Origin of the sequence: Streptomyces sp. NPDC020845 (assembly GCF_044334165.1) — a bacterium.
GTDB lineage: Bacteria > Actinomycetota > Actinomycetes > Streptomycetales > Streptomycetaceae > Streptomyces.
In genome coordinates, this window is sequence record NZ_JBIRSJ010000024.1 from 1 (window position 1) to 20,594 (window position 20,594).

Genomic DNA, 20,594 nt, shown 5'->3' on the forward strand with positions numbered 1-20,594 from the left:
ACCAAGGCATGAACCCCAACGCCAGCGGCGACTACAACACCCTGCCATGGCGGCTCGGCCTGCTCACCCAGACCAACTCCACCTGCTGACCGACCACCGGGGCCGCCGCGGATCCCGCACGGGACCGCGGCGGCCGTGGCGGGAGCCCTGCCAGGATGCGGGCAGCGCAGGCAAGGGTGTGCCGCCCGAATAGTCTGCCGCTGCAGGTGGCGGCGGTGACGGGTCGTCGGCTGAGACCATGACCAGTGTGTACGTAAACCTGCTGTACAAGGTGACCCGGAAGTTGATCTCCCTGCCGCCACTCCTACTCCGCAGCGATGCCGCGAAGGACGCGGAGCTGCTCGTGCTCCGCCACGAGAATGCGGCCCTCCGCCGACAGCTGACCCAGCCAGGCTACGAGCCACCGGACGTATTCTGGTTCGCAACCCTGTCCGGACTTACACCCCGCCTGTGCTGGCGTGCGGTCTTCCCTGTCACCCCCGGGCCCCTGCTCGGCTGGCACCACCGGTTCGTCGCCGCGAAGTGGACTACAGTGCGCGCAGACGCACCGGTCGACCGCCCACCACCACGGCGGTCAAGAACCTCGTCCTGCGACTGGCCAGCGACATTCACGCTGGGGCCACCGGCGGATCCAGGGCGAGTTGACCAGACTCGGGCACCGAGTCGCAGCCTGGACGGTGTGGCAGATCCTGCACGCAGCTGGCATCGACCCGGCGCCGCGTCGCTCCGGTACGACCTGCGAGGAGTACCGCGACGGCTTCGAATCGGTGCCGCAGGGCTCGGTCGGCTATGGGTACCCGCAGATCACTGTGGGACACGCGAGCAGGACCCACTGGAGCATCAGGGCAGCAAAGCGGACGGGCCAGTAGCGGGCCTTCCCCGCGGGCAGGATCAGGGCGATCAGTCCCAGAGCGGCGGATGCGCCGAAGAGCGGCATGGCCCATTGCTCGTAGTCGATCAGCCCGTAGTGGCACCCCGCGCCGGCGCATGTGTCGCGTTCCATCTGCCGGACGCCCTGCGCGAGGTGCGCGATCAGCAGGGCGAGGGGCAGCAGACCCAGGCCAACGACGGCGAACTTCCGCGCGGCGGGGCCGGCCTCGTGGAACGGGGATCCCGCCGCGGCGGAGGCTTGATCCCCCGGAGATGCTGGGGAAGTGGTCATGCCATCATCCCACTTCACCAGGTCGGATACCGCATGAGTGCTCGTACTCAGATACGCGCCCGCTGGATCGTTTCACCGCCCCCACGCTGTCCGCCAGCGCCGCCATGGCGGGCGCCGTGGTCGATGGCCCTCGTTCGGTAGCCGGCGTCGGCCCATGCCGCCGCTCGGCGTCGAGGCGGCTGCGATCGACACGGCGCCGATGGCGGCGCGTGGCGCATGGCAGGTGCCGTGCGAGAGCGGAGAGCACCGCACGATCAGCCCATGAGAGCCGCGGCCGCACTACTTGCCGGCGACCCACAGCGACCTCATGGCGAAGCGCGAGGATCTCAGCGTTGTTCGCGGCGGTCGACCGGCCCAGCAAAAGAAGGCAACCCAGTAGCTGGCAGAAGATCAGGTAGATCAGCCGCAGGCACCCTTCAGGCCGGACTGGCCGAGGACGCCGTCTTCGCGACCAAGCCGGAGCTGGCCCGCACGATGATCGAACGGTTCCTGGACGCCGGGCACCGCATCGACTGGGGAACGGGCGATGAGGTCTACGGCGGCAATCCGAAACCGCGGGCGGCCCTGGAGGAACGCGGCTTGGGCTTTGTCATCGCGGTTGCCTGTCCGGCCGAAGTGGCCACCGGTGCGGGAAAGTTCCGCGCCGAGGTGCTGGCCGGCAAGCTCCCGAAGCGGGCCTGGCAGAAGCTGTCCGCCGGGCCCGGCTCGAAGGGGCACCGTTACTACGACTGGGCCGTCATCGACCTCACCGACCCGACGCCGGGCCACCGTCAGCTGCTGATCCGACGCAACCGCACCGCCGGCGAACTCGCCTACTATCGGCGCCATTCCACCTTGCCGGCTCCATTGCGCACCCTGTCAGGACGACGGGATCCAGGTGGCGGGTGGAGGAGACCTTCCAGACCGGGAAGGGGCTGACGGGACTCGATGAACACCAGGTCCGCCGCTACCCGTCCTGGAGCCGCTGAGTCACCCTCACCATGCTCGCTCACGCCTTCCTTGCCGTCGTCCGCGCAGACGAACACGCACGGCGCACTGGTCCGGACGACCTGGCCCGCTGACCTGCGACGAGATCCAGCACCTGTTCCTCACCATCGCCGTCCGGCCACTGAACGACCTCGCTCACCGGATCGGCTGGTCCGACTGGCGACGCCGCCATCAGGCACGATCACAAGCCAGCCATTACCGTCGACAAGCCGCAGCCCAGACATGAAGATCACGATCTACACCTGGAGTACTGACCGATCTCGGCATGCCCGGCGCTCCGCCGGAGCGCACTCGAGCATGTGAGCATGAAGCCCCGGGAGCGTGCTCCCGCGTCACGGCAACGAGCGTGTCAGCCAGACCACTTCACCGTTGTCTTCCGTGGAAACGTGGTCCCGTTCGAACCCGAGCTTCTCAAGGACACGGAGCGACGGTGTGTTCCACGTGCCGACGGTCGACCAGAGCCGTTTCCGCCCGGTCGCGATAGCGGCATCGAGCACCGCGCCGGCCGCCTCAGTGGCGTAGCCACGCCCATGCGCGCGCTGGAACAGCTCATACGCGATTTCAGGCTCCTCCAAGGTGGAACGGCCGATGATCAGCCCGCAGTAGCCGATGAAGTCGCCTTCCTCACGACGCTGGATGGGCAACAGGGCGATCCCCGTAGTCGCCGTCGCGGTGAGCATCTCCGCGATGGACGCCCGGATGTGCTCAACCGTCGGGGTTCCCTTGCCGCGTTCGCAAAGGAGAGCGCACAACTCAGCAGCGTCCGAATCGGCCCACGGCCGCAGTATCAGCCGCTCGGTCTCAAGGTGGAACGGCATCGTCTCGTACGCAGTCATGCCCTCACTTTGCCCCACGGATCACCACGAACTACAGCTGGAGTAGTAGCCACCCAGACATCGACACCGTCACGTCGTCCGCTTCAGCGACACCATGCCCCGTGACGCACGCCCCGGCCCCCGATCACCACACCTGGCCCATGCACCATCACCGCCGCCCCCTCACCCGCTTGGCACACTTTTTCTTCCGGCATGGCCCCTGCGGAATGTCTCACTACGGCCCTATAGAGCCTCATACAGCGCTCACGCTCTGGGAGTGCCCTATCCTGTGCCGTTCGGAAACTCATCGCTGCTGCTCGGAGGTGGTCTGGCGCGCCATCACGGTCTGCTGGAACCCTGTCCGGTGATCGTTTCTCTGGTGCACCAGGTGGCTCGGAAACTGCTCGCGGTCCCGGCGTTGCTGCTGCGGCGGGACGCATCCAAGGAAGCGGAACTGTTGGTGCGGCGGCACGAGAACGCGGTGCTGCGCAGGCAACTGTCGGGACCGGTGCGGTACGAGCCAGCAGATCGGCTGTGGTTCGCGGCGCTGTCCTCGCTGATTCCCCGTCGCCGGTGGGCGCAGGTGTTCCCGGTGACGCCTGGGACGTTGCTCGCGTGGCATCGCAGGTTGATCTCCAGGAAGTGGGACTACAGCAAGTGCCGGGCCAGGCCCGGGAGACCGTCGACGGCGGGTGCGGTGAAAGCGCTGGTGGTGCGGCTGGCCAGGGAAAATCCGGGTTGGGGCTGCCGTCGGGTCCAGGGCGAACCGATTCGGCTCGGGCATCCGGTGGGCTCGACGACGGTCTGGGAGATCCTGACGTCTGCTGGCATTGATCCGGCCCCGCGCCGCGGCGGCCCGACGTGGCGTGAGTTCCTGACCGCGCAGGCCGACGGCGTCATCGCCTGCGACTTCGTCCACATCGACCTGGTCGACCCGCGCCGAGTGTACGCGCTGGTGTTCCTTGAGCACGGCGCACGTCGGCTGCACGTCGCGGGAGTGACTTCGCATCCCACCGGGTCCTGGACGGTCCAGCAGGCGAGAAACCTCGCTGTCGAGTTCGGCGTGCGGGTGGACTCGCTACGTTTCCTGCTTCGCGACCGGGACGCGAGGTACACCGAATCCTTCGACGCGGTCTTCACGGCCGACGACATCGAGGTTGTGAAGACCGCGCCGCGGGCTCCCCGGATGAACGCGCACTGCGAGCGGGTGATTGGCACCTTGCGGCCGAAATGAGCTACGCGAGGACTGGTCCGCGCCCGGGGCAGCACCCCGGTACCGGTCGCCGTCCTCCTTTCGACGGACGACCCAGGTCTCAGTCGGCCGCGCGGGCGGCGAGGAGCGCCACGGTCTCCTCCCACAGCTCCTTCTGCGCAAGCGGGGACCGGCCGGGCTCGGGGCATTGCAGGCGGCGGGCGTCGCGTACGGAGAAGTAGCCGCCGCTGGTGCCCGCGAGCGCCGGGTCGGTGGCGAGTCGCACGATGATGCCGGCGCCCTTGCGGGGATCGCCGATCTTCAGGGTGTTCAGCACCCGCTGCAGGACAGCGGAGCCGGGCAGGTCCCGGCCCAGGCCGGTGGCGTTGAAGCCGGGATCGCAGCAGTTCACCGTGATCTTGTCCGGATCCAGGCGCCGGGCAAGGTCCTGCGTCCACATGATCGTCATCAGCTTGGTGCGCCCGTACAGAGGCATCGACTCCCGGCGGGTGTAGGCGTCGGTACGGCGCAGGTCCTCGGCCGGCGCGATGGTCTTCGCCTGCCGGGAGGCCTCGGAGGCGACGTTGACGATCCGGGCCGGCGCTGAGGCGCCGAGCTTCTCCTTCAGCGCCTCCGTCAGGACGAACGGGCCCAGGTAGTTCACGGCCGTCATCTCCGCAAAGCCTTCGGCGGTGATGCGCTGCGCGAAGGCGTGGAGGCCGGCGTTGTTGACCAGGACGTCCAGGCGCGGGTAGTGCGCGGCGATCTCCTCACCCACGCGGCGCGCGTCGGAGATCAGGCCGAGGTCGGCGTGGAAGACGTCGACGGGCCCGTCGGTCACCGCCCTGAGCTCGTCGACGAGGGCTTCGGCCCTGCTGCGGGAGCGAGCCACGGTGCCGATGCGGTAGCCCTGCCGGGCCAGCTCGAAGGCGGCGATGCGGCCCAGTCCGGAGGTGGCTCCGGTGATCACGGCGACGGGACGGTCCATCCCACAACCCCATTCGTGAGGTACCTCATGATTATGTTGTGGGAGGATACCTGAACCATGGAGCAGCACGAAGCACCAACCACGGCCAGCACGCCGGAGCGGGTGGGACTGTCCTTCCTCACCCTCGCCCACAGCCTGCGCGAACAGGTCGACCAGCACATGATGGCGACCGCGGGACTGTCTCTGTCCCGCACCAAGGTCCTCCAGGCGCTGGCCGGCCGCGGCGCGCTGCACCAGGCCGAACTCGCCACCGCCCTCGGACAGGCCCCGCGCTCCGTCACCCAGATCGTGGAAGGCCTGGAACGCCTCGGCCTGGTCAGCCGCACCGGCCACCCTGAAGACCGCCGCCGCAAGACCGTCGCGCTGACGAATACGGGTCGCACGACCTTGGCAGCCGCAGAAGAGGCAGGAACGCGCGTGCTTCGTCAGCTCTTCGGCTCGCTGGCACCGCGGCAGCTGGCAGACCTGGACGCGCTGCTCACCCTTGTGAGGACGACCCTTGTGAGGACCACCCTGGCAGGCGACGAGGCCGGCTGACGCGCAACGTGCGGCCTCAGAACCGCGATTGCTCAGCGCCAGGGAACGGTCTTCAACGGGGCAGTTTGGCGGTGCGTTCCGGGTGGGCGGCAGTGACGTAGCGCATGGCGGTCTGCTCGGTGATGCCGAACAGGCGCATCAGCCTGAGCGGGTCGGCGCTTTCGGCTACTTCGTTGAGGATGCGTGTGGGACTCTGTCGCCCGATTCGGTCGACCTGGTGAAACCGGTGGGCTCCGAACCGAGCGCTTGCGCGTTACGGAGAACTCGGCAATCAGTTACTCCCCGATCGCGCCAGATAGGCCATGTGCCGGCGTGCGGAGCAGACCGGAGTCACTCACGGCTGCCGCGCCCCCCTGTTCGAGGCGACCACAAACGCACAGCAGACACAGAGCCTCGCACCCCTGCGGGCCTTCGTCCACTCATGGGCCGTACTCGTCGCCATCGAGCGGCATCCGGAACGCGCCGCCCACCTCCGGGAACCCGAGCGGATTGTCGATATGGCCGAACAGGACCCGACGGCGGCTATCCAGGAAATTCAGCAGATCCGCAAGGCCGCGGAGGCCGAGGCGGGGCGGTGACCGAGGCTCAGGCTCGATGCCGTGCGTCGAACTGAACGGAATGCGAGGTGAGCTTCTCCAACAAGGTGATCAGCGTGGTCTGCTCGTCCTCGCTGAGCGAGCCCGCCCATTCCTGTTCGCGGGCATTGTGCTCTCGAAAGGCCTCGGTGATGGCGGCCAGGCCTTGCTCCGTCAGACTCAGGTGGACCGCACGCTTGTCGTGCGGAGCTCGTTCCTTGCTGATCAGGCCGTCCTTCTCCAAGGTGGCGACCAGCGCGGAGACCGCCGCACGGCTCATGCCGGACAACTCGGCGATCTTCTTGGCCTCGACCGGACCGGTGAGCCAGGCGACGAAGAGCACCCGAAATCCGGGCCAGGACCAGCCGCGCGGCCGGTGGACGGTGGATTCCAGGTCGTAGACCAGCATGTTCGCGGCGCGGTGCAGGCTGAGCACCAGACGCATGGCGAGCGGATCCACGTCCGGAAGTTCCCGGATGGTGCGCGCGACGGCGTGGTCGATGAACGACCAGAAGTGCAGTTGTTCGTTGTCCGGCTGGTCCTGGGGCACATTCGGAGTGTAGGCGGCACACGCCTCGGGGTCCGTACGCGCCCGGGCTCCTTGCCGAATCCCGCTGCCGGTGCGGCAGCGGACCGTGGGAGCGCATCGACGCGTCGCATCGCGGTCATCCCGTCGTACTGCTCTCGGTCACCCGCTCACTGCCGATCCGCTGCGGGATGCTCTCCGCGGCGGGGCGCCGGGTGAGCAGCAGCAGGCAGCCGAAGCTGAAGCCCGTGATGGCGACGAGGTAGAGGGTGATCGGCCACGTCTGGTGGTCGATGTCGTACAGCGCGGTGGCCACGGTGGGAGCGATGCCGCCACCGAGGATGGCACCGAGCTGGTAGCCGAGGGAACTGCCGCTGTAGCGGAGGCGGGCGGGGAACAGCTCGGAGAAGAAGGCGGCCTGCGGTCCGTAGGTGAAGCCGAGGACGATCGCCATGACGACGAGCGCGAGCAGAATGGCCAGGGTGTCGGAGGTGTCGATCAACGGGAAGAAGACGGAGGACCAGATCACCAGCCCCACCGCGCCGGCGACGAAGACCCGGCGGCGTCCGAGCCGGTCGGACAGTGCCGCGGACCAGGCGGTGGTGGCCAGCCAGACGGTGGCGGCGATCAGGACGAGCACCAGCATGGTGTCGCGGCTGAAGCCGAGCGTCTGGGTGCCGTAGGCAAGGGTGTACGCCATGAAGATGTAACCGAGGGCGTTGTTGCCGACGAAGGTGCCACCGGCGAGGACCACCTCGCGCCACCGATGGCGCAGGACCTCGAGGACCGGCAGCCGAGCGGGCCGCTCGTTGTCGCCGCCTTTTTGTACGGTCTCGAATTCGGGGCTCTCCTCGACCTTGGCCCGGATCACCAGGCCGACGGCGACCAGGACACCGCTGGCGAGGAACGGGATGCGCCAGCCCCAGTCGCTGAACGCGGAGGCGCCGAGCCCGTGGGAGGTGGCGAGGAAGACGAGATTGGCGAGGATCAGCCCACCGGGCACGCCCATCTGCGGAAAGCAGCCGTAGAAGCCGCGTTTGCCTTCCGGTGCGTGCTCGACCGCCATGAGGACCGCGCCGCTCCATTCGCCGCCGACGCCCAGTCCCTGGACGAAGCGCAACAGGACGAGCAGGACGGGTGCCCAGATGCCGACCGTGGCATAGGTGGGCAGCAGGCCGATGCCCGCGGTGGCGAGGCCCATCAGGGTGAGGGAGAGCACCAGCATCGTCTTGCGGCCGGTCCTGTCACCGAAGTGGCCCATGATCACGCCGCCGAGGGGGCGGGCCGCGAACCCGACCGAGTAGGTCGCGAAGGAGGCGAGCGTGCCGGCTGTCGACGAGAACTGCGGGAAGAACTGGGGGCCGAAGACCAGGGCCGCCGCTGTGCCGTAGATGAAGTAGTCGTACCACTCGACGGCCGTGCCGACGAAGCTGGCGGTGGCCACACGGCGCAGGGCACGCCGGCTGTCAGGGCGGGGGGAATTGGGGGACAAGGGGGCTCCTCCTGGGGAGGTGCGCTTCAGCGCGCGGGGAGGGGAAGCCGGCCCGTCCGCCCACGGTCCGGAGGCCACGGGCCGGACCGGGAATCGGTCGCACGGCGCCGTGTCCGGCACAAGGTATGTGTCAACCGCCACCCCCGCAAGGTTTCCGGCGAGTAGCAGAAATTTCGGCTCCGGGGTTCCCAAGAGCCGTCCTCGGGGGTACGGTCCCAAACTAATCAAAGCTTTGATTACATGCTTTGGTCCGACTGTACCCACTTCGCCCCGGACACGGGGTATCCGTCTGACTCCCGGCCGGGCATCCCGCCCGATGCCCGGCCGGGCCCCGCCAAGGGAGTCATCCCATGCCCGAAGCCGTCGCTCCCCCGAGCCCGGGTGCCCTGCGCGCCTGCATGTCCCGCTTCGCCACCGGCGTCACCGTCGTGACGTTCGACGGCGCCGACGGCCCGCGCGGGGCCACGATGAATTCCTTCACGTCCGTCTCGGCCGACCCCCCACTCGTGCTCATCAGCGTCGCCCGGCGCGCCCGCTGCCACGACCAGCTCCTCGACCGGCCGTTCTGCGTCAACATCCTCGGCGCCGAACAGGAGTCCGTGGCCCGGCAGTTCGCCGGAGTGCAGGACGCGGCCGAGCCTCGCTGGGTGGAGGGCGCACGCGTCGCCCGCCTCGCGCACCCCCTCGCCTGGGTCGAGTGCGACCCGTGGCGCTCGTACGACGGCGGCGACCACACCCTTGTCCTGGGCCGGGTCACCGACCTGGGTCATCGCGACGGCGACGCCCTCACCTACGCCTGGAGCCGTTTCGGCACGGCGGTCGAGGCCACCGACGGCATCGAACACCTCATCTGACCAGTACCCCTGGCCCGCACCATCTCTCAGGAGCACGAACATGGCCGCACGCACCGGCAAGGAATACCTCGAGCGACTCTCCGCCTCCCGCCCCACCGTCCACATCCAGGGAGAGACCCTCACCGGCGGGATCCAGGACCACCCGGCCTTCCGCAACGTGGTGCGCACCTACGCGGAGCTGTACGACCTCCAGCACTCCGCCGGGCACAAGGACACCCTCACCTACACCTCCCCCACCTCCGGTGATCCGGTCGGCACCTCCTTCCTCACCCCGAAAACCCCGGAGGACCTGATCAAGCGGCGCAAGGCGTTCAAGGTGTGGGCCGACCACAGCAACGGCATGCTCGGCCGCACCGGCGACTACATGAACAGCTCGCTGATGGCCCTCGCCTCGGCCGCCGACTGGTTCGCGCAGGCCAACCCGGCGTTCGGCGAGAACATCCGCCGCTACTACGAGAAGGTCCGCGAAGAGGACCTCCTGTGCACCCACACGCTGATCCCGCCACAGGTCAACCGCTCGGTCGCCGGCACCCAGCAGGCCGGCGGGAAACTGGCCGCGCGGATCGTGAAGGAGGACGACAACGGCGTCGTCATCCGCGGCGCGCGCATGCTGGCCACCATCGCGCCCTTCGCCGACGAGATGCTGGTGTTCCCGTCGACGGTGCTGCGCGGCACACCCGAGGACAAGCCGTACTCGTACGCGTTCGCCGTCCCGAACGACGCCCCGGGACTGCGCTACATCGCCCGCGAGCCCCTGGACTACGACCGTCCGCGCCACGACCACCCCCTCGCGGCCCGCTTCGAGGAATCCGACTGCGTGGTCGTCTTCGACGACGTGCATGTGCCGTACGAGCGCTGTTTCGTCCTCGGTGACGCCGAGCTGTGCAACGGCTTCTACTCCCAGACGTCGTCCGTGGCCCACATGACCCACCAGGTCGTCACGCGCACGACCGCCAAGACCGAGTACATCCTCGGCCTGGTGTCCCTGCTGACCGAGGCCATCGGCATCGAGCAGTTCCAGCACGTCCAGGAGGACATCGCCGAGATCATCGCGACGCTGGAGATGCTCCGCGCCTTCCTGCGCGCCGCCGAGGCCGACGCCGAGATCAACGAGTACGGCGTACTCACCCCGGCGTTCGCCCCGCTCAACGCCGCCCGCAACCTCTACCCCAAGCTCTATCAACGCTTCCCGCAGATCCTGCGCAAGCTCGGTGCCTCCGGCCTGATGGCAACCCCCACCGAGCTCGATATCACCGGCCCGGCGGCCGAGGACATCGAGGCATACCTGCAGTCCGCCACGCTGACCGGCCCCGAGCGGGTCAAGCTCTTCCGGCTCGTGTGGGACACCTGCATCTCCGCCTTCTCCAGCCGCCAGGCGCTGTACGAGTACTACTTCTTCGGCGACCCGGTCCGGATGGCGGGCGCGTACGTCAAGTCGTACGACCGTGAGCCGTACAAGACCAGGGTGCAGGCATTTCTGGAGCGTTCCTGATGACGCATCCGCTCGGGAACCCGCCGACGAAGATCGTCGCGGTCCACCTCAACTATCCCAGCCGGGCCAGGGAACGCGGCCGCGTCCCGTCCCAGCCGTCGTACTTCCTGAAGCCCCCGTCATCGCTGGCGGGCACCAAGGAGGCCATCGTGCGGCCGGCGGGCTGCGAACTCCTCGGTTTCGAGGGCGAGATCGCGCTCGTCATCGGCTCGCGCGCGCAGCGCGTGGCGCCGGAGGACGGCTGGTCGTACGTCCGCTGGGTCACGGCCGCCAACGACGCGGGCGTCTACGACCTGCGGTACGCCGACCGTGGCTCCAACCTCCGCTCCAAGGGCGCCGACGGGTTCACCCCGGTCGGGCCCCGCCTGCTGGACGCCCGCCGGATCGACCCGGCCGGGCTGCGGCTGCGGACCTGGGTGAACGGCGAGCTGGTCCAGGACGACACCACCGATACCCTCCTGTTTCCCTTCGGGCAGCTCGTCGCCGACCTCTCCCGACTGGTCACGCTGGAGCCCGGGGACGTGATCCTCACCGGCACTCCAGCGGGCGCGTCGGTCGTCCGCCCCGGCGATCTGGTCGAGGTCGAGGTCACCTCGGGTGAGCTGTCGACCGGACGGCTGCGCAACCCGATCGCCGACGGGCCCGGGCTCAAAGCCTACGGGGCGATGCCCAGGACCGACCCGGCGGAGCGCGAGGCGGCGTACGGCTCGGCGTACCAGCCGGAACCGCTGCTCGACCCGCAGTTGGCCGATGGGCTGCGGTCGGTCGCCGTGGCGACGCTCAGCGCCCGGATGCGCTCGCGCGGGCTGCCGCACATGTCCATCGACGGCGTACGCCCGGTGGGCCCCGGCAGCGAGGCGATGGTGGGCGTCGCCCATACGTTGCGGTACCTGCCGCTGCGCGAGGACCTGTTCAGGCGGTACGGCACCGGCATGAACGCCCAGAAGCGGGCGATCGAGGAACTGCGCCCCGGACACGTCCTGGTCATGGACGCCCGCCGCGACCCGACCGCAGGCACCCTCGGCGACATCCTCGCGCTGCGGGCGCGGCAGCGAGGGGCAGCCGGAGTGGTCACCGACGGCGCCGTACGCGACAGTGCCGCCATCGCCGGCCTCGGCCTTTCCGTCTACGCCGCGGGCGCCCATCCTTCCGTCCTCGGCCGCAGGCACGTCCCCTGGGACACCGGTGTGCCGATCGCCTGCGGCGGGGCCCTGGTACAGCCCGGGGACCTGATCGTCGGCGACGCGGACGGGGTGATCGTCGTACCGCCCGACCTCGCCCACGAACTGATCGACGACTGCCGTGAACAGGAGCGGCAGGAGCGCTTCATCACCGAGCAGGTCGCCGCGGGCGAGAGCGTCGACGGCCTTTATCCGCTGGGGCCGGCCTGGCGGGACGCCTACGAGAACTGGTGCAAGGGAGAAACACAGTGAAGTTCCGCAGCGACCCCTCGACCGTCCGGGGGTCCATCGCCCCGGTCGTCACGCCGTTCACCGCGGACGGCGCGCTCGACCACGACAGCCTGCGCACCCTGATCCGCTTCCAGATGGATGCCGGTTCGCACGGCATCTCGCTCGGCGGCTCGACCGGCGAGCCCAGCGCGCAGAGCGTCGCCGAGCGGATCGCCGCGATGCGCACCGCGGTGGAGGAGATCGGCGACCGGGTGCCCTTCCTCCCCGGCACCGGCTCCCACAAGCTCGAAGAAACCCTCGAACTCACCGATGCGGCAATGCAGTTGGGCGCGGACGCGGCTCTCGTCATCACGCCGTACTACGCACGGCCCACCCAGGAGGCCCTCTACCAGTGGTACGCGAGGGTGGCCCGGGAGTTTCCAGACCTGCCGATCGTCGCCTACAACGTGCCCTCCCGCACGGCGGTCGACATCGCGCCGGAGACCGTCAAGCGGCTGTTCACCGACTTCGACAACTTCGTCGGTGTGAAGGAGACGACCAAGGACTTCGAGCACTTCTCCCGCGTGCTCCACGCCTGCGGACGTTCGCTGCTCGTGTGGTCCGGCATCGAGTTGCTGTGCCTGCCGCTGCTGGCGCTCGGCGGGGCGGGATTCGTCTCGGCCGTCGCCAACCTCGCGCCCGGCGCGGTGGCCCGGATGTACGAGCTGTGGGAGACGGGAGACCCCGCCGGCATGGACGCCGCCCGCGACCTGCACTACCGCCTGCACCCGCTGGTCGACCTGCTGTTCGTCGAGACCAATCCGGCGCCCGCGAAGTGGGTGCTGCACCAGCAGGGCAGGATCGCCTCACCCCACGTCCGGCCTCCGCTGACCTCGCCCACCGAGGCGGGTCTGACGAAGATCCGCGCGCTGCTCGTCGAGGGCGGCGACCTCACCGCACAGATCGGAGCCGCCAAGTGATCCCCGAGAACCTGCCCTCGGTCATCCGGCACTGGATCGGCGGTGCACTCGTCGACGCCGCCGACGGGCGTACGTTCGATGTCTCCGACCCGGTCTCCAACACGGCCTACACCCAGGCCGCGCGCGGCTCGGCGGCCGACGTCGCCCGGGCGGTGGCCGCGGCCCGCGCCGCGTTCCCCGCCTGGGCCGGCCTGTCCAACCGGGCGCGCGCGAACGTCCTGTACCGCGTCGCCGATGCCGTGGAGGCCCGCCACGACCGGCTCGCCGCGTTCGAGTCGTACGACTCCGGACTGCCGATCACCCAGGCGAAGGGGCAGGCCCGGCGTGCGGCGGAGAACTTCCGCTACTTCGCCGACGTCGTCGTCGCGCTCGGCGAGGAGGCGTTCCGCCAGGGCGAGGAACAGTTCTCTTACGTGGTCCGGCAGCCGGTCGGGCTGGCGGGGCTGATCACCCCCTGGAACACCCCCTTCATGCTCGAGAGCTGGAAGCTGGCGCCCGCGCTGGCCTCCGGCTGCGCGCTGATCCTCAAGCCCGCCGAGTGGACCCCGCTGTCCGCGTCCCTGTGGCCGGAGATCTTCGCCGAGGCGGGGGTACCGGCAGGCGCGGTGAACATCGTGCACGGCATCGGCGAGGAGGCCGGCCAGGCACTCGTCGACCACCCGGACGTGCCGCTGATCTCCTTCACCGGCTCCACCGACACCGGGCGCCATATCATCCGCTCTTCCGCCCAGCATCTGAAGACCACCTCCATGGAGCTGGGCGGCAAGTCCCCCGTCGTCGTCTTCGCCGACGCCGACCTCGAAGCCGCCGTGGACTCCGTCGTGTTCGGGGTGTTCTCCCTCAACGGTGAGCGCTGCACCGCCGGCTCGCGGGTGCTGGTGGAGCGCCCGCTGTACGAGGAGTTCACCCGACGCCTGGCCGAGCGGGCCGCGAACGTACGTGTCGGCCTGCCCTCCGACCCGGCCACCGAGGTCGGCGCGCTGGTCCATCCCGAACACTACGCACGCGTCCTGAACTACGTCGAGATCGGCAAGAAGGAGGCCCGGCTGGTCGCCGGTGGCCAGCGGCCGGCGCACCTGTCCGACGGCAACTACCTCCAGCCCACCGTCTTCGCCGACGTCGAGCGCGACGCCCGGATCTTCCAGGAGGAGATCTTCGGCCCCGTCGTGGCCGTCGCCCCCTTCGACGACGAGACCGAGGCGATGGAGCTGGCCAACGCCACCCAGTACGGGCTGGCCGCCTACATCTGGACCTCTGACCTCAAGCGCGGCCACCGCATCGCCCATGCCGTCGAGTCCGGCATGGTCTGGATCAACTCCCACAACGTCCGCGACCTGCGCACCCCCTTCGGCGGCGTCAAGGCCTCCGGTGTCGGCCGCGAGGGCGGCGCCCACTCCATCGACTTCTACACCGAATCGAAGATCGTCCACGTCGCCCTCGGCGATGTCCACACCCCCCGTTTCGGAGCCGCTTCATGAACACTCCGGCACCTGACGTCATCCGGTCCGCCTACGCCCAGCTCTCCGTCACCGACCTGGGCGCCGCCCGTTGGTTCTGGGCCGACATGCTCGGCTTCCACGTCCAGTACGAGGACGCCGACTCCCTGTACCTGCGCGGCACCGACGAGCTCACCCACCACTCCCTGGTGCTGCGCCGCGGCGGCCGCGCCGCGCTGGACCATATCGCCTACCGCGTGCGCACCCCCGACGACGTGGACAGGGCCGAGAGGTTCTTCACCGCACTCGGCCGCCCCGTGCGGCGGGTGAAGAAGGGCGACGGCGCACACGGCGTGGGGGACGCCGTGCGGGTGATCGACCCCTTGGGCTTTCCGGTGGAGTTCTTCCACGAGATCGAGCACGCCGAGCGCCTCATCCAGCGCTACGACCTGCGCCGCGGCGCCGAAATCGCCCGTCTGGACCACTTCAACATCTGCACCCCCGACGTCCCGGCCGCCTACGCCCACTACAAGTCCCTCGGCTTCGGCTGCTCGGAGACCATCGAGGGCGACGAGCACGAGCTGTACGCCGCCTGGATGTACCGCAAGCAGACCGTCCACGACGTGGCCTTCACCGGCGGCGCCGGTCCCCGGCTGCACCACCTCGGCGTCGCCACCCACGAGTCCCACCAGGTCCTGCGCTGCGCCGACCTGTTCGGCTCGCTGCGCAAGGAACACCACATCGAGCGCGGCCCGGGACGGCACGGCGTGTCCAACGCCTTCTACCTGTATCTGCGGGATCCCGACGGACACCGGGTGGAGATCTACACCTCCGACTACTACACCGGCGACCCCGACCACGAGACATATCGCTGGAACGTCCACGACGACCGCCGCCGCGACTTCTGGGGCAACGCCGTGATCGATTCCTGGTACAAGGAGGCCACCGAAGTCCTCGACCTCGACGGGAACCCCCAGCCCGTCTCCGACGCCCTGCTGGACGAGTCGGCCGTCAAGGTCGGCGCCGACGGCCTCGGCTGAGCGACGGCGGGCGGGCCCGCCCGTGCGCCGGGCCCGCCCGCCACGGAGTCACCATGTCACTCCCCCGGAACCCGCCCCTCCGCGGCGGCCATCTGGTCATAACCGGGCAAGAACGCGCCGACCAGTCCGGCGGTCGCGCTGAACGCCGTCTCCAGGATGCGGATGCCGGCACCGGGCGCACCGAGGATGTTTCCGGCCGGGACGCGCACCTCGTCGAAGCGCACCCGCGAGACCAGCGCCCCGCGATGCCCGATGGTCTCCATCGAGCCCAGCACGGTCAGCCCCCGCTCGGGGCGCGGCACCAGGAAGACGGCCAGCGACTCCTGCGGCGGTGCGTCCGGGTCCGTCCGGGCGGCCACCGCGAACAGGTCGGCGCCCTCGCCGTCCCATCCGCAGGCGTGGGGGATGAACTGTTTCGTGCCGCTGATCACCCACGCGTCGCCGTCGCGGCGCGCCAGCGTCCGTATGCCCGCTCCCAGGGATGCGGAATGGAAGTTCGCGGAGCCGCCCGGTTCGCTGAAGGCGAGGGCTGCCAGGGCCGCCCCGTCGTCGGCGACGAACGGGGACGGCAGCCGCTCCTGCTGCTCGGGCGTTCCGAACATCAGCAGGGGCATGAGACCCAGACCGGTGGAGAACGACGACAGTGGCACGTCGGCGTCGACCGCCCACAGCTCCTCGGCGACGAGCGCCAGGTCGAGCAGGCCGGTCATCGTCCCGCCCAGGGGCGGCGGGACCTGTTGCCGCAGCAGCCCGGCGCGTACCAGACCCCGGTAGAAGGGCCGGGTCGCGGCGAACCGCTTCTCGGGGGTGGAGAGATCAGCCAGCGTGCCACGGACGTCGCCGAGCACCTCTTCAGCGATCTTCCGGGCGTGGAGTTGCCGCTCCCGCTGCTCGGGGCTGAGGGTGAAGTCGATGGCCATCGGCGCTGCCTTCCGTGGTTCGGGGGGTGGCGACCGTACGGGGACGCTCTCGTCCTCGAAACGTGCTCCGCGGTTGTTCCCCACAGCACAGGCCCTTGCCGTACCGTGCACACATCGGTGCCAGGGAGACCGTCATGACCGTGCTGACCACCCCGGACGCCGGGACCTCCCCGGAGCGGTTCGAGTTCTGGCGCGCCCTGATCAGCCGCAGCTTCGTACCGCTGGAGGCCCTGCCCCGTGAGACTCCCGACTTCCGGGCCACCCTCCGCACCGCCCAGCTCGGCCCGGTGCAGGTCTCCGTCGTCGAGGCCGATGCCCACGGGGTCGCCCACACCCGGCGGCACATCGCCGCCGACCTGCCCGACTTCGTGAAGGTCAGTCTGCAACTGACAGGCCGGTGCACGCTCGCCCAGCGCGACCGGCAGGTACTGCTGCAGCCCGGGACACTGGCCCTGTACGACACCCGCTTCCCCTACACACTGGACTTCGATCAGTCCTACCGCATGCTGGTGGTGATGTTCCCGCGCCCCATGCTGCGCCTTTCCGACAGCGGCCTGGACCGGGTGACGGCGACCGCCGTGGACGGCTCCGGCGGGCTCGGCCCGGTGGTTCTTCCGTTCCTGCACGGACTGGCCGCCCAGGTGGACGCACTGGAGTCCACCGCCGACCCGCAGTTCGCGGACACCGCCATCGACCTGGTCCGGGCGCTCCTCGCGCCGTACGCCTCGCAGACGGCGGAGCCGCGGAACGACGGGCGGGAGCTGCTGACCCGCCGGATCCTCACTTACATGGAGCAGAGGCTCGCCGATCCACGGCTCGGGCCGGACCAGATCGCCGACGCGCTCCACATTTCCCGCCGCTACCTGTACAAGCTGCTCACCGAGCAGGGCCACACCGTCTCGGGCTGGCTCCGCGAGCAGCGGCTCGCACGATGCCGTCGCGACCTCGCGGACCCCGCCCTCGCCCATCTGCCGATCGCCGCCATCGGAGGGCGCTGGGGCCTGCCCGATCCGGCACACTTCAGCCACGCCTTCAAGGCGGCCTACGGGATCAGCCCCCGTGAGGCCCGCACCCGCGGGGCGGAAAACGCGTAGGCGAAGCACCGGCGGTTGTCCAACATCGCGCTCCGCGCGACCGGGCAGGCCTGCCCGTTGCCCCTGCACCGTGCCCGCTGTGGCAAGAGCCCGTGCACACCGCCACAAGCCGGGGCGCCGCACGCGGGGCGACGCTCTGCCCATGCGAGCCGTACTTACCGACTACGACCACATCGTGGTGGGCGCCGGGTCCGCCGGCTGCGTGGTCACCCGCAGGCTGGTGGACGCGGGCCGGAGCGTCCTGCTGATCGAGGCGGGCGGGCGGGACGACAACCCCGCCATCCACGACCCCGGGCGCCTGTGGGAACTGTGGAACTCACCCCAGGACCACGCGTACACCACCGAACCCCAGCAGCACGCCTCCGGAACCCGGGTCTTCTGGCCTCGCGGGAAGGTGCTCGGCGGATCCAGCGCCCTCAACGGGATGATCTACGTGCGCGGCCACGCCGCCGACTACGACAGCTGGGCCTACCAGGGGGCGCCCGGGTGGTCGTACGACGAGGTGTTGCCATACTTCCGGCGCTCGGAGGACTTCGAGGACGGCCCGTCGCGCTACCACGGTGCCGGCGGGCCGCTACCGGTCACTCGCAACCACTCCCCCAACCCGGTCACCAGCGCTTTCGTCGAAGCCTGCCAGGACTACGGGATCCCCCGCAACGACGACTGCAACGGCGCGGACATCCTCGGCGTCAACCTGCTGCACCGTACGATCCGCGACGGCAGACGAGTCAGCGCCTGGACCGCCTTCGTACAGCCGGTGCTCGACAGCCCCCTCCTGACGGTGATGGCCGGGTCGCCGGTGGCGCGGATCGTGGTCGAGGGCGGACGGGCGCGCGGTGTCGAACTGCTGCGGGAGGGCCGTGGCACCACGGTCCGGTGCTCGGGCGACGTCATCTTGTCCGGTGGCACCATCGGCTCCGCCCAGTTGCTCCTGCTCGGCGGCATCGGGCCGGCGGACGAGCTGCGGTCGCTCGGCGTGGAGGTGCACCTCGACCTGCCCGGCGTCGGCGCCAACCTGCACGATCACACCCTGGCCCCGGTGGTGTGGGAAGCGCGGCGCCCGGTGCCGGCGGGCACGGCGAACAAGCTCGAGGCCCACTACTTCGCCAAGACCGACCCGGCGCTGCCGGTGCCCGACCTGCAACCGCTGATGTCGCATGTGCCGGTGCCGGTGCCGGAGGTGACCGTCCCGGAAGAGGGCCGCGGGTACAGCGTGCTGGCCGGCACGATCCGGCCGCTCAGCCGCGGCCGGATGTGGCTGCGCTCCACCGACCCCACCCTGGCCCCGGCCCTGGACCCGTGCTACCTCGCGGAGCCGTCCGACCTCGCGGCCATGGTGGCCGCCGTACAGCAGGTGCGGGAGATCGGGGAGGAGAAGGCGCTCGGCGACTGGCGGGCCCGCGAGGTGGCCCCGGGGCCGCATGTCCGTACGGACGCCGAGGTCGCCGCGTACATCAAGCGCACCCTCCTCAGCTACCACCACCAGGTCGGCACCTGCCGCATGGGCATCGATCGCATGGCGGTGGTCGATCCGCGGCTGCGCGTACACGGCGTCGCGGGTCTGCGCGTCGCGGACGCGTCCGTCATGCCCTCCGTCACCTCCGGAAACACCCACGCGCCCGCCGTCATGATCGGTGAGCGGTGCGCCGACTTCATCTTGGGAGAACAGCAGTGAGCACCACACTCTTCATCGACGGCGAGTGGCAGGCGGCCTCCTCCGGAGCCGAGTTCGAGACCCTGGACCCGGCGACCGGACGGCCGCACGCCACCGTCTCGGACGCGGGCGCCTCCGACGCCGACGCGGCCGTGCGGGCCGCGCGCGCAGCCCTCGAAAGCCCCGCGTGGGCGGGGATCACGCCGGCCCAGCGGGCCCGCATCCTGTGGCGCGTCGGCGACCTCATCGACGAGCACGCCGAGGAACTGGCCGCACTGGAGACCCTCGACCAGGGCCAGCCGCTCGGCATTTCGCGAGCCGTGAGTGTCGCGGGGGCCGCCGAGCACTTCCGCTACTACGCGGGGTATGTCACCAAGATCTACGGTGAGACCGCGCCGCTGTCCTTCCCCGGTGTCCTGCAGTACACCAAGCGGGAGCCAGTAGGGGTGTGCGCGTTGATCACGCCGTGGAACTTCCCCCTGATGATCGCCGGCTGGAAGATCGCTCCCGCCTTGGCCTGTGGCAACACGATCGTCGTCAAGCCCGCCGAACAGACCCCGATGACGACGGTCCGCCTGATGGAACTGTGCCGGCAGGCCGACGTGCCCACGGGCGTGATCAACCTGCTGACCGGCGGGCCGGAGGCGGGGCGCGCACTGGTCGAGCACCCGGGCGTGGACAAGGTCTCCTTCACCGGCTCCACCGAGACCGGCCGGGCGATCGTGCGGGCCTCGGCCGGCAATCTCAAGCGGGTCTCCCTCGAACTCGGCGGCAAGGCCCCGAGCATCGTGCTGCCGGACGCCGACCTGGATGCCGCGGTGGCGGGCTGCCTGCGGGGCTCGCTCCTCAACAGCGGCCAGGTGTGCGCCGCGTACACCCGCTTCCTGGTCCATCGCTCCCTCGCCGACGAGTTCGCCGAGCGCTGCGCCAAGGCAGTCTCCGCCATGCGGCTCGGTGCCGGAAGGGCCCCTGACACCGAACTGGGCCCTCTGGTGACGGCGGAGCACCGCGACCACGTCGACGCGTTGGTGCGCAGCGGTGTGCGGGAGGGGGCCCACCTGCTGGCCGGGGGCGGGCCCGCCGAGGAGCTTCCCGGCTTCTTCTACCGCCCGACCGTCTTCACCGGTGTACGGGACGACATGCGCATAGCCCGCGAGGAGGTCTTCGGGCCCGTGCTGTCCGTGCTGCCCTACGACGAGGAGGACGAGGCGGTGGCTCGCGCGAACGACACCGAGTACGGTCTGGCGGCCGCGGTGTGGACGCGTGACGTCGGGTCGGCGCACCGTGTGGCCGGCGCCATCCGCGCGGGGACAGTGTTCATCAACATGCCCAACCCCGTGGACGCGTCGGCCCCATGGGGTGGTTTCAAGGCGAGCGGCTCCGGCCGCGAAATGGGCCGGGGTGCCATCGACCTCTACACAGAGGTCAAGAGTGTGTGGACCTCGCTCGCCTGACGCAC

Annotated in this window: 17 protein-coding genes and 3 pseudogenes; 14 read left to right on the plus strand and 6 right to left on the minus strand. The window is 69.9% G+C overall.

Annotated features, from left to right (window positions below; genetic code table 11):
* Nucleotides 1–247: 247 nt before the first annotated feature.
* Nucleotides 248–749, plus strand: a pseudogene (locus ACH4U7_RS45920) (integrase); the annotation flags it as partial.
* 38 nt (nt 750–787) lie between these two features.
* Here the strand turns inward: ACH4U7_RS45920 and ACH4U7_RS45925 are convergent.
* Nucleotides 788–1,162 carry a hypothetical protein gene (locus ACH4U7_RS45925; protein ID WP_398533727.1) on the minus strand — a complete coding sequence of 125 codons (375 nt, stop codon included), beginning with the start codon at nt 1,160–1,162 and terminating at the stop codon, nt 788–790.
* A gap of 420 nt (nt 1,163–1,582) precedes the next feature.
* On the opposite strand from ACH4U7_RS45925, the pseudogene ACH4U7_RS45930 reads away from it, so the two are divergent.
* Nucleotides 1,583–2,375 (plus strand): annotated as a pseudogene (locus tag ACH4U7_RS45930) (IS701 family transposase); the annotation flags it as partial.
* Between the two features lie 106 nt (nt 2,376–2,481).
* Here ACH4U7_RS45930 and ACH4U7_RS45935 read toward each other — a convergent pair.
* Complete coding sequence (locus tag ACH4U7_RS45935) at nt 2,482–2,985, minus strand: GNAT family N-acetyltransferase (RefSeq protein WP_398533728.1); 504 nt, start codon at nt 2,983–2,985, stop codon at nt 2,482–2,484.
* A gap of 343 nt (nt 2,986–3,328) precedes the next feature.
* Here ACH4U7_RS45935 and ACH4U7_RS45940 point away from each other — a divergent pair.
* A pseudogene (locus ACH4U7_RS45940) lies at nt 3,329–4,189 on the plus strand (integrase); the annotation flags it as partial.
* An 88-nt stretch (nt 4,190–4,277) separates the two neighbouring features.
* Here ACH4U7_RS45940 and ACH4U7_RS45945 read toward each other — a convergent pair.
* Nucleotides 4,278–5,144 (minus strand): SDR family NAD(P)-dependent oxidoreductase, encoded by an 867-nt coding sequence (locus ACH4U7_RS45945; protein ID WP_398533729.1) that lies wholly within the window; start codon nt 5,142–5,144, stop codon nt 4,278–4,280.
* Nucleotides 5,145–5,201: 57 nt separating this feature from the next.
* On the opposite strand from ACH4U7_RS45945, the gene ACH4U7_RS45950 reads away from it, so the two are divergent.
* Together ACH4U7_RS45950 and ACH4U7_RS45955 are read left to right on the plus strand one after the other, a co-directional pair.
* Nucleotides 5,202–5,681: a MarR family winged helix-turn-helix transcriptional regulator gene (locus tag ACH4U7_RS45950; RefSeq protein ID WP_398533730.1), complete on the plus strand. Its 480-nt coding sequence runs from the start codon at nt 5,202–5,204 to the stop codon at nt 5,679–5,681.
* 302 nt (nt 5,682–5,983) lie between these two features.
* Nucleotides 5,984–6,259 (plus strand): hypothetical protein, encoded by a 276-nt coding sequence (locus ACH4U7_RS45955; protein WP_398533731.1) that lies wholly within the window; start codon nt 5,984–5,986, stop codon nt 6,257–6,259.
* 7 nt (nt 6,260–6,266) lie between these two features.
* Here ACH4U7_RS45955 and ACH4U7_RS45960 read toward each other — a convergent pair whose 3' ends face one another.
* Entirely contained in the window at nt 6,267–6,806 is a 540-nt protein-coding gene (locus ACH4U7_RS45960; protein ID WP_398533732.1) for a MarR family winged helix-turn-helix transcriptional regulator, read from the minus strand.
* A gap of 115 nt (nt 6,807–6,921) precedes the next feature.
* Entirely contained in the window at nt 6,922–8,226 is a 1,305-nt protein-coding gene (locus ACH4U7_RS45965; protein ID WP_398533733.1) for an MFS transporter, read from the minus strand.
* Between the two features lie 398 nt (nt 8,227–8,624).
* Between ACH4U7_RS45965 and ACH4U7_RS45970 the strand changes: the two genes are divergently transcribed.
* The 6 genes from ACH4U7_RS45970 to hpaD are packed head-to-tail and all read left to right on the plus strand — an operon-like array spanning nt 8,625 to nt 15,467.
* Entirely contained in the window at nt 8,625–9,128 is a 504-nt protein-coding gene (locus ACH4U7_RS45970; RefSeq protein ID WP_398533734.1) for a flavin reductase family protein, read from the plus strand.
* Between the two features lie 40 nt (nt 9,129–9,168).
* Nucleotides 9,169–10,620 carry a 4-hydroxyphenylacetate 3-monooxygenase, oxygenase component gene (hpaB, locus tag ACH4U7_RS45975; protein ID WP_398533735.1) on the plus strand — a complete coding sequence of 484 codons (1,452 nt, stop codon included), beginning with the start codon at nt 9,169–9,171 and terminating at the stop codon, nt 10,618–10,620.
* On the plus strand, nt 10,620–12,053 hold the full coding sequence (locus ACH4U7_RS45980; RefSeq protein WP_398533736.1) for a fumarylacetoacetate hydrolase family protein: 1,434 nt from the start codon (nt 10,620–10,622) through the stop codon (nt 12,051–12,053). The genes hpaB and ACH4U7_RS45980 overlap by 1 nt, the downstream gene beginning before the upstream one ends.
* The gene (dapA, locus tag ACH4U7_RS45985) at nt 12,050–12,991 is read left to right on the plus strand and encodes a 4-hydroxy-tetrahydrodipicolinate synthase (RefSeq protein WP_398533737.1); all 942 of its coding nucleotides are present in this window, start codon (nt 12,050–12,052) and stop codon (nt 12,989–12,991) included. The genes ACH4U7_RS45980 and dapA overlap by 4 nt, the downstream gene beginning before the upstream one ends.
* Entirely contained in the window at nt 12,988–14,469 is a 1,482-nt protein-coding gene (hpaE, locus tag ACH4U7_RS45990) for a 5-carboxymethyl-2-hydroxymuconate semialdehyde dehydrogenase (RefSeq protein ID WP_398533738.1), read from the plus strand. Before dapA ends, hpaE begins: the two co-directional genes overlap by 4 nt.
* Nucleotides 14,466–15,467, plus strand: coding sequence for a 3,4-dihydroxyphenylacetate 2,3-dioxygenase (gene hpaD, locus ACH4U7_RS45995; protein WP_398533739.1), 1,002 nt, complete (start codon nt 14,466–14,468; stop codon nt 15,465–15,467). Before hpaE ends, hpaD begins: the two co-directional genes overlap by 4 nt.
* A 56-nt stretch (nt 15,468–15,523) precedes the next feature.
* On the opposite strand, the gene ACH4U7_RS46000 is transcribed toward hpaD, so the two are convergent.
* On the minus strand, nt 15,524–16,387 hold the full coding sequence (locus ACH4U7_RS46000; protein WP_398533740.1) for an acyl-CoA dehydrogenase family protein: 864 nt from the start codon (nt 16,385–16,387) through the stop codon (nt 15,524–15,526).
* 134 nt (nt 16,388–16,521) lie between these two features.
* On the opposite strand from ACH4U7_RS46000, the gene ACH4U7_RS46005 reads away from it, so the two are divergent.
* From ACH4U7_RS46005 to ACH4U7_RS46015, 3 genes are all read left to right on the plus strand, one after another.
* Nucleotides 16,522–17,481, plus strand: a complete 960-nt coding sequence (locus ACH4U7_RS46005; RefSeq protein WP_398533741.1) for a helix-turn-helix domain-containing protein — start codon at nt 16,522–16,524, stop codon at nt 17,479–17,481.
* A gap of 142 nt (nt 17,482–17,623) precedes the next feature.
* On the plus strand, nt 17,624–19,156 hold the full coding sequence (locus ACH4U7_RS46010; RefSeq protein WP_398533742.1) for a GMC family oxidoreductase: 1,533 nt from the start codon (nt 17,624–17,626) through the stop codon (nt 19,154–19,156).
* Nucleotides 19,153–20,589 carry an aldehyde dehydrogenase family protein gene (locus ACH4U7_RS46015; protein ID WP_398533743.1) on the plus strand — a complete coding sequence of 479 codons (1,437 nt, stop codon included), beginning with the start codon at nt 19,153–19,155 and terminating at the stop codon, nt 20,587–20,589. The genes ACH4U7_RS46010 and ACH4U7_RS46015 overlap by 4 nt, the downstream gene beginning before the upstream one ends.
* The last annotated feature ends 5 nt before the right edge of the window (nt 20,590–20,594 follow it).

Coding starts and splice junctions, on each gene's coding strand:
- ACH4U7_RS45925 (WP_398533727.1), bottom strand. CDS start 1,162: ATGACCACTTCCCCAGCATCTCCGGGGGATCAAGCCTCCGCCGCGGCG.
- ACH4U7_RS45935 (WP_398533728.1), bottom strand. CDS start 2,985: ATGACTGCGTACGAGACGATGCCGTTCCACCTTGAGACCGAGCGGCTG.
- ACH4U7_RS45945 (WP_398533729.1), bottom strand. CDS start 5,144: ATGGACCGTCCCGTCGCCGTGATCACCGGAGCCACCTCCGGACTGGGC.
- ACH4U7_RS45950 (WP_398533730.1), top strand. CDS start 5,202: ATGGAGCAGCACGAAGCACCAACCACGGCCAGCACGCCGGAGCGGGTG.
- ACH4U7_RS45955 (WP_398533731.1), top strand. CDS start 5,984: ATGTGCCGGCGTGCGGAGCAGACCGGAGTCACTCACGGCTGCCGCGCC.
- ACH4U7_RS45970 (WP_398533734.1), top strand. CDS start 8,625: ATGCCCGAAGCCGTCGCTCCCCCGAGCCCGGGTGCCCTGCGCGCCTGC.
- hpaB (WP_398533735.1), top strand. CDS start 9,169: ATGGCCGCACGCACCGGCAAGGAATACCTCGAGCGACTCTCCGCCTCC.
- ACH4U7_RS45980 (WP_398533736.1), top strand. CDS start 10,620: ATGACGCATCCGCTCGGGAACCCGCCGACGAAGATCGTCGCGGTCCAC.
- hpaD (WP_398533739.1), top strand. CDS start 14,466: ATGAACACTCCGGCACCTGACGTCATCCGGTCCGCCTACGCCCAGCTC.
- ACH4U7_RS46000 (WP_398533740.1), bottom strand. CDS start 16,387: ATGGCCATCGACTTCACCCTCAGCCCCGAGCAGCGGGAGCGGCAACTC.
- ACH4U7_RS46005 (WP_398533741.1), top strand. CDS start 16,522: ATGACCGTGCTGACCACCCCGGACGCCGGGACCTCCCCGGAGCGGTTC.
- ACH4U7_RS46010 (WP_398533742.1), top strand. CDS start 17,624: ATGCGAGCCGTACTTACCGACTACGACCACATCGTGGTGGGCGCCGGG.